This window comes from Streptomyces sp. NPDC093097, from assembly GCF_044754325.1.
Taxonomy (GTDB): domain Bacteria; phylum Actinomycetota; class Actinomycetes; order Streptomycetales; family Streptomycetaceae; genus Streptomyces.
In genome coordinates, this window is the sequence record NZ_JBIVOW010000004.1 from 70,820 (window position 1) to 87,110 (window position 16,291).

The 16,291-nt window shown below is 76.2% G+C and carries 6 protein-coding genes; 5 read left to right on the plus strand and 1 reads right to left on the minus strand.

Annotation, left to right across the window (positions count from 1 at the left end):
* Window positions 1-49: 49 nt before the first annotated feature.
* From ACIQE0_RS08145 to ACIQE0_RS08155, 3 genes are read left to right on the plus strand one after another with little or no spacing between them, the layout of a single operon-like run.
* The gene (locus tag ACIQE0_RS08145) at window positions 50-5,185 is read left to right on the plus strand and encodes an amino acid adenylation domain-containing protein (protein WP_402329912.1); all 5,136 of its coding nucleotides are present in this window, start codon (window positions 50-52) and stop codon (window positions 5,183-5,185) included.
* A complete protein-coding gene (locus tag ACIQE0_RS08150; protein WP_402329914.1) occupies window positions 5,182-11,724 on the plus strand; it encodes an amino acid adenylation domain-containing protein in 6,543 nt (2,180 codons plus the stop codon). The genes ACIQE0_RS08145 and ACIQE0_RS08150 overlap by 4 nt, the downstream gene beginning before the upstream one ends.
* Window positions 11,724-12,671 (plus strand): ornithine carbamoyltransferase, encoded by a 948-nt coding sequence (locus ACIQE0_RS08155; protein ID WP_366332512.1) that lies wholly within the window; start codon window positions 11,724-11,726, stop codon window positions 12,669-12,671. The genes ACIQE0_RS08150 and ACIQE0_RS08155 overlap by 1 nt, the downstream gene beginning before the upstream one ends.
* Window positions 12,672-12,739: 68 nt before the next feature.
* Here ACIQE0_RS08155 and ACIQE0_RS08160 read toward each other — a convergent pair whose 3' ends face one another.
* Entirely contained in the window at window positions 12,740-13,726 is a 987-nt protein-coding gene (locus ACIQE0_RS08160; protein WP_402329916.1) for a TauD/TfdA family dioxygenase, read from the minus strand.
* 392 nt (window positions 13,727-14,118) lie between these two features.
* Between ACIQE0_RS08160 and ACIQE0_RS08165 the strand changes: the two genes are divergently transcribed.
* Together ACIQE0_RS08165 and rfbA are read left to right on the plus strand one after the other, a co-directional pair.
* On the plus strand, window positions 14,119-15,348 hold the full coding sequence (locus tag ACIQE0_RS08165) for a class I SAM-dependent methyltransferase (RefSeq protein WP_366339133.1): 1,230 nt from the start codon (window positions 14,119-14,121) through the stop codon (window positions 15,346-15,348).
* A gap of 47 nt (window positions 15,349-15,395) precedes the next feature.
* Window positions 15,396-16,268: a glucose-1-phosphate thymidylyltransferase RfbA gene (gene rfbA / locus ACIQE0_RS08170; RefSeq protein ID WP_366339135.1), complete on the plus strand. Its 873-nt coding sequence runs from the start codon at window positions 15,396-15,398 to the stop codon at window positions 16,266-16,268.
* The last annotated feature ends 23 nt before the right edge of the window (window positions 16,269-16,291 follow it).

Genomic DNA, 16,291 nt, shown 5'->3' on the forward strand with positions numbered 1-16,291 from the left:
GGCGCCACCCAACTTCCCGCCCGCGCGGCGATGATGTCGAGGAGCATCGTTGAACGACTGGACGCTGTCGGCTGTCTCGCCCCCCGGGTGGTCGTCCGAGGACTCCGGCGCACCGGGCGCGGCGGGACCGCTCCCGCTGCTGCCCGCCCTGATCGCCGAGCAGGCCGCGGCCACGCCCGACGCGGTCGCGGTCGAAGGCCTGCCCGCCGGCCGGCCCGCCCTGGCCTACGGCGCCCTGGACCGGCGGGCCAACCGGCTCGCGCACCGGCTGGTGTCGCTGGGCATCGGCCCGGGGAGCCTGGTCGGCGTGGCCCTGCGCCGCGGGCCCGACCTGGTCGTGGCCCTCCTGGCGGTGTGGCGGGCGGGCGCCGCGTACGTCCCGATGGACCCGGACCACCCGGCCGAGCGGCTGGCCTGGACGCTGGCCGACACCCGGGCCCCGCTCGTGCTGACCGACCGCGCCGCCCGCGGCGTGCTCCCGGCCCGTGCGGGCACCCGCCTGCTGGTGCTCGACGCGCTCGACGACCGGGCGGACGCGGACGGTTCGCCCTTCCCGGACACCGCGCCGCACCTTCCGGGCGGGCCCGCGGAAGCCGCCCGGCGGGCGGCCTATGTGCTCTACACCTCCGGCTCCACCGGGCGCCCCAAGGGCGTCGTCGTCCCGCACGGCGGGATCGCCAACCGGGTGCGCTGGCTGGCGTGCCGGCACGGTCTGGGCCCCGCCGACCGGGTGTTGCAGAAGACCACGATCGGCTTCGACGCGGCCGGACTCGAACTGTTCGCGCCGCTGGTCGCCGGCGGCACGGTGGTGCTCGCACCGCACGGCGCCGAACGGGACCCCGCGGCGCTGCTCGACGCGGTGGCCGCCGGCCGCATCACGGTCCTCCAGGCCGTGCCCTCGGTACTGCGCGCGCTGGCGAACGCGCCGGGCTGGGCGGGCTGCGCCGCGCTGCGGCTGCTCTTCAGCGCCGGCGAGCCGCTGCACGCGGAGCTGTGCCACCGGCTGCTGGAGCAGGTGCCGCAGGTGGAGATCTGGAACACCTACGGCCCCACCGAGTGCTCCGTGGACATCACCGAGCACCGCTTCGACCCCGCGCAGACCTCCGGCCCGGTGCCCATCGGGCGGCCCCTCGGGGGGCTGCGCGCCCTGGTCCTGGACCCGCAGGGGCGCGAGGTGCCGGCCGGCGCGAGCGGCGAGCTGTACGCCGGCGGGGTCGGCGTCGCCACCGGGTACCTGGGCCGGCCCGCGCTGACCGCCGAGCGCTTCGTCCCGGACACCGCCGGTCCGCCCGGGTCCCGGCTGTACCGCACCGGTGACCGCGTACGGCGCGACGCCGCGGGCGCATTGGAGTACCTGGGCCGCCTGGACCAGCAGCTCAAGGTCAACGGCGTCCGGATCGAGCCCGGCGAGGTGGAGGCCGCGCTGGCCGCCCACCCGCAGCTGGACGGCGTCGTCGTCGGCGCGGCCCCGGACCGCGCGGGCGGGCAGCACCTGGTGGCCTGGGTGCAGCCGCGCGGCGCCGCGCCCACCCCGGCGCAGCTGCGCGCGTTCGCCCGCCGCACCCTGCCGGACCCGATGGTCCCGGCCGTCTTCGTGCCCGTCGCCGCCTTCCCGCGCACCGCCAGCGGCAAGACCGACCGGGCGGCCCTGCCCGCCCCGGGCGCGGACGACGCCCCGGCGCACGTCCCGCCGCGCACCGCCGCCGAGCGCACCGTCGCCCGCGCCTGGGAGCAGACCCTTCAGCTGCCCGCCGGCACGGTCGGCGCCCACGACGACTTCTTCCGACGCGGCGGCTCCTCCCTCCACTTGGGGCAGCTCGCCGACCGGCTCTCCGCCGCCTTCGGGCGCCGGATCGCGCTGCGCGCGCTGTTCACCGCCCTGACCGTCGCCGACCAGGCCGCGCTTCCGGGCGCCGCGGACGGGCCGTCCCCGGAGGCGGCCCCGGACGCCCCAACCGCCGCCCGGGACGCGGTGGTCGCCGTCCCGCGGACGGGCGAACTGCCGCTGTCGGACGGCCAGCGCGGGCTCTGGCTGCTGGAGCAGATGCGGCCCGGCAGCCCCGAATGGGCCGACCTGGTGTGGATCCGGCTGCCGGCGCAGTGGTCCGAGGAGACCGTCCGGACCGCCCTTGTGCACCTGGCCGGGCGCCACGAGATCCTGCGCACCCGCTACGAGGTGCACGGCACCGACCCGGTCCAGGTCGTGGACGCCGCCGGCGGGCCGGTGGAACTGCGCACGGCCGCCGCCGGCGACGCCGCGGCGGTGCGCCGGCTGGCCCGCGCGGAGCTGGGCCGCGGCTTCGACCTGGTGCGCGGCCCGGTGTGGCGGGCCCTGCTGCTGCGCACCGCCGACGGCGGCCAGGCCCTGCTGCTGGGCATCCACCACATCGCCTGCGACGGCTGGTCCTCGGTCCTCCTGGAGCGCGATCTGCGGGCCCTGGGCGCGGCGGTGCACACCGGCGAGCCGTCCGCCCTCCCCGAGGTCACCGTGCAGTACGCGGACCACGCCGTGTGGCAGCGCCGCCGCACCGCGGCCGACGACGCCGCGCGGCGCGCCCATCTCGCCTACTGGACCGCGGAGTTGCGCGGCGCCGCCCCGCTGGAGCTGCCGGCCGACCGCCCCCGCCCCGCCGACCGCGACGGCCACGGGGCGCTGCACACCTTCGCGGTGCCCGCCGACCTGACCGCACGGCTCGCCGCCCTGGGCCGGGAGGCCGGCGCCACCCTCCACCAGACGCTGCTGACCGCGTTCGCGGCCCTGCTGGCGCGGCTGTCCGGCCGCACCGACCTCACCCTCGGCATGCCCGTCGCGGGGCGGCACCGCCCCGAAGTGGCGCAGACCGCCGGCTACTTCCTCAACACCCTGGTGGTGCGGTGGCGCCCGGACGACGCGCGCACCGTCGCGGAGGCCGTCGCCGCGGTGCGCGACACCGTGCTGGACGCCCTCGCCCACCAGGACCTGCCGTTCGCGGAACTGGTCCGCGCGCTGCACCCGGAGCGGGACCCCGCGCGCACCCCGCTCTACCAGGTGATGTTCGACTTCCACGAGGAGGGACGGACCGGGACCGCGCTCCGCGGCACCGACCTGGAGGCGTTCCGCGCCGCCTGGCAGTCCGCCCGCACCGACCTCACGTTCGTGGTGCAGCGGCAGGCCGACGGCGCGCTGCTGGGCCAGGTCGAGTACGCCACCGCGCTGTTCGACCCGGCCACCGTGGAGCGGCTGGCCGCCTGCTGGGTCCGCCTGCTGGAGTCCTTCGCCGCCGACCCCGGGCAGCGGCTGGGCGACGCCGAGCTGCTGCCCGCCGCCGAACGCGCCCGCCTGCTCGCCCTCGGCGCCGCCGCGCCGGCCGCCGACGACGCGCCGGACGGCTGCGTGGCCACCGCGTTCACCGCGGCGGCGCGGCGCACCCCGGAGGCGGTCGCCGTCGTCTGCGGCGCCGAGCGGTGGAGCTATGCCGAACTCCACGCCCGCGCCGCCTGGTTCGCCGACCGGCTGCGCGCCCTGGGCGCCGGCCCGGAGACCACGGTCGCGGTGCTGCTGCCGCGCACCGCCGACCTGCCGGCCTGCCTGCTGGGCAGCTGGCTGGCGGGCGCCGCGTACGTACCGCTGGACCCGGCCTCGCCCGACGAGCGGCTGGCGCACATCCTGGCCGACTCCCGCGCCGCGGTGCTGGTCTCGGACCCGGCGGGCCACGCCCGGCTGGCCGCCCGCCACCGGGGCGCCCGGCTCACCGTGGGCGGCCCCGACGACCGAGCCCCGCATCCGGCGGCGGCCCCCGCGCCCGACCGCCACGACCCCGCCCGGCTCGCGTACGTCATCTACACCTCCGGTTCCACCGGCCGCCCCAAGGGCGTCGGCGTCGAGCACCGGGCGCTGCTGCGGCTGCTGCACGCCTCCCGGGACCACCTGGAGTTCGGCCGGGACAGCGCCTGGCTCGCGCTCGCCCCGGCCTCCTTCGACATCTCCTTCACCGAGCTGGTGATGCCGCTGCTCGCGGGCGGCACGGTGGTGCTCGCCCGCGACCACGAGACCGACGACTACCCGGCGCTGGTGGAGCTGATCGACCGGGCCGGTGCCACCCATCTCCAGGCCGTGCACCCGCAGTGGCGGATGCTGCGCGAGAGCGGGCTCGGCGACCGGCCGCTGATCGGGCAGACCGGCGGCGAGCCCTGCCCGCCGGACCTCGCCCGCGAGCTGGCCCGCGGGCTTAAGCGGTTCGTCAACGAGTACGGGCCGACCGAGGCCACCATCGCCGCGACCCGCTGGAACGTGCCCGCGACCGCGGCGGAACTGCCCATCGGGCGCCCCTACGCACACGTCAGCGCCCGCGTCCTGGACCCGCTGCTGCGCCCCGTCCCGCCGGGCACCCTCGGTGAACTGTGCCTGGGCGGACGGGGGTTGTCCCGGGGCTATGTGGGACGCCCGGCCCTGACCGCCGAGCGCTTCGTGCCCGATCCGTACGGGCCGCCGGGCGCCCGGCTGTACCGCACCGGCGACCTGGCCCGGATGCTGCCCGACGGCACCCTGGTCTTCGCCGGGCGCGCCGACGGCCAGGTCAGGATCCGCGGGCGGCGGGTGGAGACCGGCGAGGTGGCGGCGGTGCTGACCGACCACCCGGCGGTCGGCGAGGCGGTGGTCGTCGCCCACGGGACGGGCGACCGGGCCCGCCTGATCGCCTACTGCGTCCCGGCCGGCGACCGGCTCCCGGCCCCCGACGCGCTGCTGGACCACTGCGCCCGGCACCTGCCCGGCTACATGCTGCCCACCCTCGTGGTGCCCCTCGACGCCCTGCCGCTGACCCGCCACCACAAGGTCGACCACACCGCGCTGCCCGCCCCGGACCTGGCCGCCGTGGCCGACGACACCCCCCACACCGCGCCCGAGGGGCCGCTGGAGGAGGCCGTCGCCGGGATCTGGCGGGAGGTGCTGACCGGGCCCGACGGCCGCGCCCCGCGGATCGGCGCCCGGCACGACTTCTTCCGGCTGGGCGGCGACTCGATCCGCGCCGCCCGGGTCATCGCCCTCATCCAGGACGCCTACGACGTCGCCCTGCCGCTGCGCACCCTCTTCGACCGGCCCACCGTCGCCGCGCTCGCCGAGGCCGTCGAGGAGGCCGTACGCGCCGAGATCGCCGCACTGAGCGATGCCGAACTGGCCGCCGCACACAGGGAGTTCCACCCATGACCGAACCCGCCGCCACCCCCGCGGACGCCACCGAGGCCGCGGCGCTGCGCGCGGAGCTGCTGCGCCGGCGCCTGTCCGGGGCCGCTCCCCGGGCCCGGACGAGCCTGCCGCGGGTCCCCCGCGGCGAGCCGCTCGCGCTCTCCGCGGGCCAGCGCCAGCTGTGGTTCCTGCACCAACTCGACCCGGCCGCCCCGGAGTACCTGCTGCCGGTGGCGTACCGGCTGCGCGGCAGGCTGGACGCGGCCGCCCTGCGCCGGGCCTGCGACCGGCTCGCCGCGCGCCACGAGATCCTGCGCACCCGCTACCTCCTCGTCGGCACCGAGCCCCGGCAGGTCATCGACCCGCCCGGCCCGGTGGACTTCGCCGCCTCCGACCGCACGGGCCTGGCCGGCCACGCGCGGCAGGCGGCCGCGGCGGAGTGCGCCGAGGAGGCGGCGCTGGCGCCGTTCGACCTGGCCGCGCAGGCGCCGCTGCGGGTGCGCCTGGTCCGCTTCGCCGACGACGACCACCTGCTGGTGCTCGTGCTGCACCACATCGCCTGCGACGCCGCCACCCGCCCGCTGCTGCTCACCGAGCTGTCCGCGCTGTACCGCGCGGAGGCCGGCGGCCGGGCCCCGGCGCCGGCCCTGGAGCCGGAGCCGGTGCAGTACGCCGACTACGCCGCCTGGCTCACCGCCCACCAGGACGGCCCCGAGGCGGGCCGCGAACTCGACTGGTGGAAGACGGAGTTGGCGGGCCTGTCCGCCCTGGACCTGCCCACCGACCGGCCGCGCCCCGCGGTCCGGTCCTGGCGCGGCGCGCAGGAGCACTTCACCGTGCCGGCGCCGGTCGCCGAGCGGCTGCGCGCGCTGGCCGCCGCGCACGGCGCCACCCCCTTCATGGTGCTGCTCACCGCCTTCCAGGCGCTGCTGTCCCGCTACACCGGCACCCCGGACGTGGCCGTCGGCACCGCCGCCTCGGCCCGGAACCGGCCGGAGCTGGCCACCATGGCCGGCTACGCCTACAACAGCCTGGTCCTGCGGGCCACGTGGGAGGACGCGACGCCGTTCGGCACGCTGCTGGAGCGCAACCGCGCGACGGTGCTGGCCGCCTTCGACCACCCCTCCGCGCCGTTCGACCGGCTGGCCGACGCGCTGGAGCCGGAGCGCGACCTGTCCACCACCCCGGTCTTCCAGGTGATGTTCGACCTGACCCGGGCGGACCCGGCGGACCCGCTGGACCTGCCGGAAATATCGGCGTCCCCGCTCGACGTGCCCGTCCGCACCGCCCGCTTCGACCTCACCGTCCACCTCCAGGAGCGGCCGGACGGCTCCTTCGCGGGCGCGCTGGAGTACGCCACCGCCCTGTTCGACGCGGCCACCGCCCGCCGGATCACCGGCCACTACACCCGCCTGCTGGCGGCGGCGGCCGCGGCCCCCGGCACGCCCGTCTCCGAGCTGGAGATCTTCGACGCGCACGAGCGCGCCCTGCTGCTGGACGGTCCCGCCGAGCCCGTGGGCACCCGCACCCCGCTCGACCCCGCGGCGCTGCGCCCCGTCCACGAGGCCATCGCCCGGCAGGCCGCGGCCACCCCCGAGGCCACCGCGCTCCTGCACGGCGGCCGCCGGACGACCTACCGCGAACTCGACGCGCGCGCCCACCGGTTGGCCCACCGGCTGCGCGCGCTGGGCGCCGGTCCCGAGGACACCGTCGGCGTGCTGCTGGACCGCGGCCCGGAGCTGGTGGCGGCGCTGCTGGGCAGCTGGCGCACCGGCGCCGCCTACGTACCGCTCGACCCCGGATACCCGGACGACCGGCTGGCGTTCATGCTCGCCGACACCGGCTCCCGCCTCGTCGTGACCGAGCGCCGGTACGCCGCGCGGCTGGCCGGCACCGCGGCCCGGCTCCTCGTGCTCGACGAGGACGCCGAGCGCGCGGCGCTCGACCGCTGCCCGGCCGCGCCCTGCGCCCCGCCCGCCGGCGGCCACGACCCCGACCACCTCGCCTACGTCATCTACACCTCCGGCTCCACCGGCCGTCCCAAGGGCGTGCAGATCACCCACCGCGGGCTCGCCAACTACCTCGGCTGGACCCTGGACGCGTACGCGAGCGCCGGGACGGGCGGCGCCCCGCTGTTCTCCTCGGTCGCCTTCGACCTCGGCGTGCCCGACCTGTTCACCCCGCTGATGACCGGCCAGCCGGTCCATCTGCTCGACCAGGACTTCGACGTCACGGATCTGGGCCGGCTGCTGATGGCCCACGCCCCGTACGCGTTCGTCAAGCTCACCCCCGGCCATCTGGACCTGCTCACCCGGCAGTTGACACCGCAGGAGCGGGCCGGACTGGCCGGGCTGGTGATCGCGGCCGGCGACGCCTTCACCGGGCGGCTGGCCGACCGCTGGCGGGGCGAGGGGTCCCCCGGCGGCGCCCCGCTCGCCGCCGAGTACGGCCCCACCGAGATCACCGTCGGGAACTCCGCCTACTTCCTCGACGGCCCCCAGGACGTCGAGCTGGTCTCCATCGGCCGGGCCCTGCCGAACACCACCATGCGCGTGCTGGACCAGCGCCTGCGGCCGGTGCCGCTGGGCAGCGTCGGCGAGGTGTGCATCGGCGGGGTGGGCCTGGCCCGCGGCTACGCCGGCCGCCCCGGCCTGACCGCCGAGCGCTTCCTGCCCGACCCCTACGGGCCGCCCGGCTCCCGCCTCTACCGCACCGGCGACCTGGCCCGCGTCCTGCCGGACGGCAACCTCGACTTCGTCTCCCGCGCCGACCACCAGGTCAAACTGCGCGGCTACCGCATCGAGCCGGGCGAGATCGAGACCGTGCTGACCGCGGACCCCGCGGTCGCCGAGGCCGTCGCCCTGGTCCGCCAGGACGCGCCGGGCGACAAGCGCCTGGTCGCCTATCTCGTGCCGGCCGCCGGCGCGGACGCCGCGGCCCTCGCCCCGGCGCGGCTGCGCGGCCTGCTCGGCGCCCACCTGCCCGACTACATGGTGCCGGCCGCCTTCGTCCCCCTCGACGCACTGCCGCTGACCGCCAACGGCAAGCTGGACCGCACCGCGCTGCCCGCCCCGGACCGCGCCGCCACCGCGGTCGGCGCGCACACCGCCCCGCGCGACGACGACGAGCGCGCCATGGCCGCCCTCTGGTCCGAGGTCCTGGGCCTTGCGCAGATCGGCGTGCACGACAACTTCTTCGACCTGGGCGGCGATTCGCTGCGCGCGGTCGCCCTGGCCGGTGCGCTGCGCGAGGCGGGCCTGGCGGTCGCGGTGCGCGACCTCTTCGAGCACCGCACCGTGGCCCGGCTGTGCCGGGCGGTCCGGGACGGCGCGCCGGCCGGGGAGCCGGACTTCCGGCCGGTCGCCCGCTTCGCGCTGATCGACGCCGAGGACCGGGCGGCACTGCCCGCCGACGCCGTCGACGCCTACCCGCTGTCGCGGACCCAGGCCGGGATGTTCGTCGAGATGTTCCGGGACGGCGGCGAGCACCGCTACCACAACATCACCTCGTTCAAGATCCGCGACGACCGCCCCTTCGACCCCGCGGCCTTCCGCGCCGCCGCCGACCTGGTCGTGGCCCGCCACGAGGCGATGCGCACGTCGTTCGCGCTGACCGGCCACCGCCGACCGCTGCAGATCGTGCACGCCGGCGCCACCATGCCCTGCGTCCACCAGGACCTGCGGCAGCTGCCCGAGGACCAGCGGTGGCCGGCGCTGGTGGAGTTCGCCCGGGCCGACCGCGGGCGGCTGCTCGACCCCGCGCGGGCGCCGCTGATGCGGATGGCCACCCACCTCCTGGACGACGACGGCTGGTGGCTGTCGATCACCGAGGGCCATCCGGCGATCGAGGGCTGGAGCTACCACAACCAGCTGATGGAGCTGCTGGGCGCCTACCGGCGGCTGCGCGCCGGCCGGGAGCCCGAGCCGGCCCCGCCGACGCCCGCCGTCCGCTACGCCGACTTCATCGCCGCCGAGCTGCGCGCCCTCGACGACGACGGCGACCGCGCCTACTGGCGGCAACTCCTGGACGGCTACGAGAAGTTCGAGGTCCCGGCCGGCTGGGCCGGCGACCCGCAGGAGCCGGCCGAGCGGTACCGCATCGACCTGCCGCTCACCGACCTGGTGCCCGAGCTGCGGGCGCTGGCCTCGGCGGTCGGGGTGCCCTACAAGAGCGTGCTGCACGCCGCGCACAGCAAGGTGCTGGGCCTGCTCGCCCGGCAGCGGGCGTTCCGCGGCGGCATGGTGGCCGACGCCCGGCCCGAGGTGCGCGGCGCCGAGCGGGTCTCCGGCATGTACCTCAACTCCGTGCCGTTCCCCTACGAGCGCACCGCCCGCACCTGGGGTGAGCTGGCCCAGCAGGTCTTCGCCGCCGAGGTGGAGCTCTGGCCGCACCGCCGGTTCCCGATGCCGGCGATGCGCCGCCCCGGACGCGACCCCCACCTGGTCGACGTGCTCTTCCACTACCTGGACTTCCACCAGGTGGACACCGATCTCGTCGACCCGTTCGCCACCCGCGACGACAGCCCCAACGAGTTCCCGGTCGTCGTCGGCACCCCGCTGCGCGACCACCTCACCCTCGCCTCGAACACCCGCACCCTGCGCCGGGACCGCGCCGAGCGGCTGATCCGGCTCTACCGCGCGGTGCTCACGGACATGGCCGCCGGCGGCCCGGACGGCGACGCGCGGCGCGGCTACCCGGAGGAGGCGGAGCGGGGACGGGAGCTGCCCGCGCTCCCGGACGCCCCCGAAGCGTCCGCGCCAGAGGCCCCCTTCGACGATGTCCTGGCCGCCTTCGAGGCGCAGGCCGCCCGCACCCCGGACGCACCCGCCGTCACCGCCGCGGACGCCCGGCTGACCTACGCCGAACTGGACGCCCGCGCCGAGGCGTTGGCCCGTCGGCTGCGCCGGCACGGCGCCGGTCCGGAGGAGCGTGTCGGGGTGCTCCTGGACCGCGGCCCCGACCTCGTCGTCGCCCTGCTCGCCGTCTGGAAGGCGGGCGCCGCCTACGTGCCGTGCGATCCGTGCACCCCGGACGCCCGGCTGCGCACGCTGTTCACCGGCGCCGGCTGCCGCCTGATCGTCACCGAGGCCGCGCACGCGGGACGCGCCACCGACCTGGCGGAGCTGCGCGTGGCCGCGCCGGAGGAGCCCGAGGGGACGCAACCGGCGCCCGCCGGGCCGCCGTTGCGCGACCTCCCGCCGGACCGCCTCGCCTATGTGCTGCACACCTCCGGCTCCACCGGCGCCCCCAAGGGCGTGGCGGTCACCCACCGCGCCCTGGCCCACTACCTGGGCTGGGCGGTCCGCGACTACGCGCAGGGCGCGCCGGCCGACGCCCCGTTCTTCACCTCCGTCGGCGCCGACCTCGGCGTCCCCGCGCTGTTCGTCCCGCTGCTGACCGGCGGGGCGGTGCGGCTGCTGCCGCAGCGCTTCGCGCCGGAGGACCTCGGGCGGCTGCTGGCCGCCCAGGGCCCGTACGCCTTCGTCGGCCTGACCCCCGGCCACCTCGCACTGCTCGAAGCACAGCTGACCGACGCCGAACTGGGCGCTCTGGCCGCCCTGACGGTGTGCGCCGGCGACGCCTATCCGGCCGCCCAGGCCGCCCGGGTCGCGGCCCGGATCGCCGCCGCCGGCGGCCGGCTGCGGCTGGCCGCGGAGTACGGGCCGACCGAGGCGACGGTGGCCGCCGCGGCGCACCGCGTGGCCGCCCCGGAGCACCGCCGGCTGGTGCCGCTGGGCCGGGCGCTGCCGGGCACCGTGCTGCGGGTCCTGGACGACCGCCTCACGCCGGTGCCCGACGGCATCGTCGGCGAGGTCCACATCGGCGGGCCGGGCCTCGCCCGCGGCTACGCCGGCCTGCCCGGCCGGACCGCGGAGCACTTCCTGCCCGACCCCTACGGGCCGCCCGGCTCCCGCCTCTACCGCACCGGCGACCTGGCCCGCGTCCTGCCGGACGGGACGCTGGAGTTCACCGGGCGGGCCGGCCGGCAGCTCAAGGTCCGCGGCCACCGCGTCGAACCCGCCGAGATCGAGGCGGCGCTCACCGCCGACCCGCAGGTCCGCGAGGCCCGCGTGGCCGCGCTGCCCGACGCCGCCGGCGAGCCGCGGCTGACCGCCTGGGTCGTGCCCGCCCCCGGCCGGCCGCCGCGGCCCGCGGAGCTCCGCGCCCGGCTGCGGACGGTGCTGCCGGCCCCGCTGCTCCCCGTCGCCTACCGCGTCGTGGCCGCGCTGCCGCTGACCGCGCACGGCAAGTACGACCGCGGCACCGCCCCCGCGGCCGGCGGGGACCGGGCGGCCACCGCGGTCCGGGCCGCGTACGTGGCGCCCCGGACCGACACCGAGCGGCGCCTGGCGGAGGTCTGGCAGGAGGTCCTCGGCCTCGACCGGGTCGGCGTCCACGACGACTTCGCCGACCTCGGCGGCGATTCGCTCCTCGTCCTGCGCGTCCTGGCCGGCGCCCGGGCCGCCGGGATCGCCCTCGACCCGGGCACCGCGCTGCGCCACCCCACCCTCGCCGAGCTGGCCGCCGCCCTCGACCCCACCCCCCTGGGAGACCACTGATGCCCAAGGACGCCCGCCCCGTGCGCCACCTGATATCCCTCGACGACCTCTCGGACGCGGAGCTGCGCCATCTGGTCGGCCGCAGCGCCGCGTTCGCCGCCGGCACCGCCGACGCCGGCCGGCCGCTCGCCGGCCTGGTCACCGGGGTCTACTTCGCCAAGACCTCCACCCGCACCCGCACCGCCTTCTCGGCGGGCACGCTGCGGCTGGGCGGCTCCCTGATCGCCTACGGTCCGGGCGACCTCCAGACCAACACCGGCGAGACCAGCGAGGACACCGGCCGGGTGCTGTCGCGGATGCTGGACGTGCTGGTGGCGCGCACGGCCGGGGACCCGCGGGAGATGCGGGCCTGGGCGCGCCAGCAGCGGATGGCGGTGATCAACGCGATGAGCGCCGAGGAGCACCCCACCCAGGCCCTGACCGATCTGACCACGCTCTACCAGCACTTCGGGCGCCTGGACGGGCTGCGCGTGCTCTACCTGGGCGAGGGCAACAACACCGCGACCGCCCTGGCGCTGGCCCTGACCCGCTACCCGGGCGTGGAGCTCGAACTGCGCACCCCGCCCGGCTACGGGCTCCCCACCGCGCTCGCCCAGAGGGCGGCGCGGCAGGCCGCGGCCTGTGGAGCGGTGCTGCGCGAGAGCCACACCATGGCCGCGCTGCCCGGGGACTTCGACGTCGTCTACACCACCCGCTGGCAGACCACCGGCACCGCGAAGGCGGACCCTGACTGGCGTGCGGTGTTCGCGCCGTTCCAGGTCCGCGCGGACCTGTGGGCGGACAGCCCGAAGGCGGTGTTCCTGCACGATCTGCCCGCCCACCGGGGCGAGGAGGTCACCGCCGAGGTCCTCGACGGGCCGATGAGCCTGGCCTTCGAGCAGGCCGAGAACAAGATGCACAGCGCGATGGCGGTGCTGGAGTGGTGCCGCGGGGCCGGCGAGGACTGACCGGCCGTGCGGTGGGCCCCGCCGTCGCGCATCGGACGGCGGGGCCCACGGCCGCGGCCCGGCCCGTCTCAGTCCAGCACGCTGCCCGCGGCCTGCCGGTCGGCCCGGGAGCGGCGGTAGTCGGCGACCGCGTAGACGCGGTGCAGCCAGCGGTCGGTGCCGTCGTAGCGGGGCGTGTAGGGCGAACGGCCGTGCACGACCAGGCGGTTGTCGACCACGGCCAGGTCGCCGGCCGTGAGGGCGAGCGCGTGGGTGGTCGCCTCGAAGGCGGCGGCCAGCTCGTCCATGGCACGCCGGCCGCCGTCGTCCAGGGCATGGGTGGCGTTGAAGTCGACCAGCACGTCCGGGTCGTCGGGCGCGCCCCGCAGGATCGCGTGGACCGGCGGGGGGACGCTCCCGGAGCCGCCGAAGGACGGCGGCGCCTCCGTCATGAAGCGCTCCTCGGACAGCGTCCGGCGGGCCTCGCCGGACAGCAGCGGCAGCGCCCGGCGGACCGAGGCGGTGCACAGCCGGGCGTCCCCGGTCGGGTCGCCGCGCAGGCACAACAGGCCCAGGTAGTCGGGGCGGTTGCGGTGGAAGGCGTTCTCGGTGTGCATCTGGAGGCGCACCGAGCCCGCGTTGCTCTGCTGCCCCTCCTGGCCGGCCACCGGCACCACGTCCTGCACCAGCGCGCCGGACTTCTCGCTGCGGTAGGCCACCACCTCGCCGAGCTGGAGCAGCACCATGGCGATCGCGCCGGCCGCGGTGGTCGCGGTCCGCTGCACCGACCCGAGCCGGGTGGGGGTCGCCGGCAGGTCCGCGGGGACGGGCAGATTGCGGACCAGCAGGGCGCCCTCGGGCCCCGCGTCGTACCGGAAGTCCCGTATCGCGGCGCGCAGTTCACCGGGCAGCCGGACGGCGGCGGCGCGGGCCGCGGCGAGCCAGGCGGGGCTGTCCAGCACTCCGGACGCGGCCCGGGCGAGGTCCTCGGCCAGCAGCGCGACCTCCGCGCGCTGGGAGTCGGTGAGCACCACCGCCGCCTCGGACAGGGCGGGGAGCGAGCTGGTCTTCGTCATGGTTCACATGCCTTCCGACGGAAGCCGTGCGCGCATACCGCCGGCGGCCGGGGCAACCAATTCAAAGGTTTCCGGGCCGTGCCCGCGATTTCTCCCGGGCCGCTCCTGCGGTTCGCACGGCGCACTGGGACATCGTCAGGATAAAAGTCACCGCGCATACCGGACAGGGGAATTCCCCGACCCTGATCGGACAACTGCCGTTCCGTCGGATTCGGTTACCGCCGCCCTCGGATTCCTGTCCCGCCAGCGAGACACCGAACAATGCCCGCACTTCCGCACCGGTCGGTTTCTGGGGCACACTCACCGAGAACCGCTTCGGACGGCGCAGCACTGCCCGCCGAACCTCAGGTATTCCCGTTCACTTGCCGCCGGTCGGCCTTCCAGGAGCATGTATGTCGAGCAAGTTCCCCTGCCGTATCTGTGCCGCTCCGGTACAGGAATTCTTTGACTTCGGCCGCCAGCCCCTGTCCGACGCCTTCCTGGCCCCGGACGCGGACCTGTCCCAGGAGTTCTTCTTCCGGCTGGCCGTCGGCGTCTGCACGTCCTGCACCATGGTGCAGCTGATGGAGGAGGTCCCGCGGGACCGGATGTTCCACGAGGAGTACCCCTACTTCTCGTCCGGTTCGGCCTTCATGCGGGAGCACTTCGAGAATCTCGCCAAGCAGCTGCTGGCCGACGAACTCACCGCGGACGACCCGTTCATCGTCGAACTGGGCTGCAACGACGGCGTGATGCTCAAGGCGATCGCCGACCACGGTGTGCGGCACCTGGGCGTCGAGCCGTCCGCCAGCGTGGCGGACGTCGCCGCGGCCAAGGGCATCCGCGTCCGCACGGCGTTCTTCGAGGAGTCCACCGCGCAGCAGGTGCGCGCCGAGGACGGCCCGGCCGACGTCGTCTACGCCGCCAACACCCTGTGCCACATCCCGTACATGGCATCGATCCTGGCGGGCGTCCGGGCGCTGCTGAAGCCCACCGGCGTGTTCGTCTTCGAGGACCCCTACCTCGGCGACATCGTCGAGCGCAGCTCCTTCGACCAGATCTACGACGAGCACTTCTACTTCTTCACCGCCCGCTCCGTGCAGGAGATGGCCCGGCGCAACGGCCTGGAGCTGGTCGACGTCGAGCGGCTGACCGTGCACGGCGGCGAGGTCCGCTACTTCCTCGCGCCCGCCGGGCAGCGCACGCCGTCGCCGGCGGTGGCCGCGCTGATCGCCGAGGAGGAGCGGCGCAAGCTGTCCGACCTCGCCACCCTGGAGGCGTTCGGCGCGAGCGTGCAGAAGATCCGCGAGGACCTCGTCGCCCTGCTGACGAAGCTGCGCGACGAGGGCCGGACGGTGGTCGGCTACGGCGCGACCGCCAAGAGCGCCACGGTGACCAACCTCTGCGGCATCGGCCCCGACCTCGTCCCGTTCGTCTGCGACACCACGCCCGCCAAGCAGGGCCGGCTCAGCCCGGGCACGCACATTCCCGTCAAGACCCCGGAGGCGTTCTCCGCCGATTACCCGGACTACGCCCTGCTCTTCGCGTGGAACCACGCCGAGGAAATCATGGCGAAGGAGCAGGAGTTCCGCGCGTCCGGCGGCAAGTGGATTCTCTACGTCCCGACCGTGCACGTGGTGTGAGGCGCACGCCTTCCCGGCCGGAATAACCTCGACGAACAGGAAGAGCAATGAAGGGAATTCTGCTGGCCGGCGGCAGCGGCACTCGGCTGTACCCCTCGGCCCTGGCGACGTCCAAGCAGCTGCACGCGGTCTACGACAAGCCGTTGGTTTACCATCCGCTTTCGGTGCTGATGCTGGCCGGAATCCGGGAGATCCTGGTGATCTCGACACCGACGAGCATTCCCCAGCTGCGGGCGCTGCTGGGCGACGGCTCGCACCTCGGGCTCACCATCACCTACGCCGAGCAGACCGAACCCCGCGGCATCGCCGAGGCGCTCATCATCGGCGCGGACCACATCGGCGACGACCCGTTCGCGCTGATCCTCGGCGACAACGTCTTCCACGGTGCCGGTTTCCCCCGCATCCTGCGCAACGCCGCCACCGACCTGGACGGCTGCACGCTGTTCGGCTACCCGGTCTCCGACCCCGAGCGCTACGGCATCGGCGAGACCGACGCCGAGGGCAACCTGGTCTCGCTGGAGGAGAAGCCGCTCAGCCCGCGCTCCAACAACGCGATCACCGGCCTGTACTTCTACTCCCCGGACGCGGTGGAGATCGCCCGCGAGCTGACCCCCTCGGCCCGCGGCGAACTGGAGATCACCGACGTCAACCTGGCGTATCTGAAGCAGGGCCGGGCCCGGCTCATCCGGCTCGGCCGCGGCTTCACCTGGCTGGACGCGGGCACCCACGACGCGCTGCTGGCCGCCAGCCAGTACGTGCACGTCATCGAGAGCCGGCAGGGCGTCCGGGTGGCCTGCATCGAGGAGATCGCCCTGCGCATGGGCTACATCGACGCGGAGCGCTGCCACCGGCTCGGCGAGCGGATGGGGAACTCGGGCTACGGCCAATACCTCATGCAGGTCGCCCAGTTCGCCGCCTGACCGCTTACGCCGCCCCCAAGTGG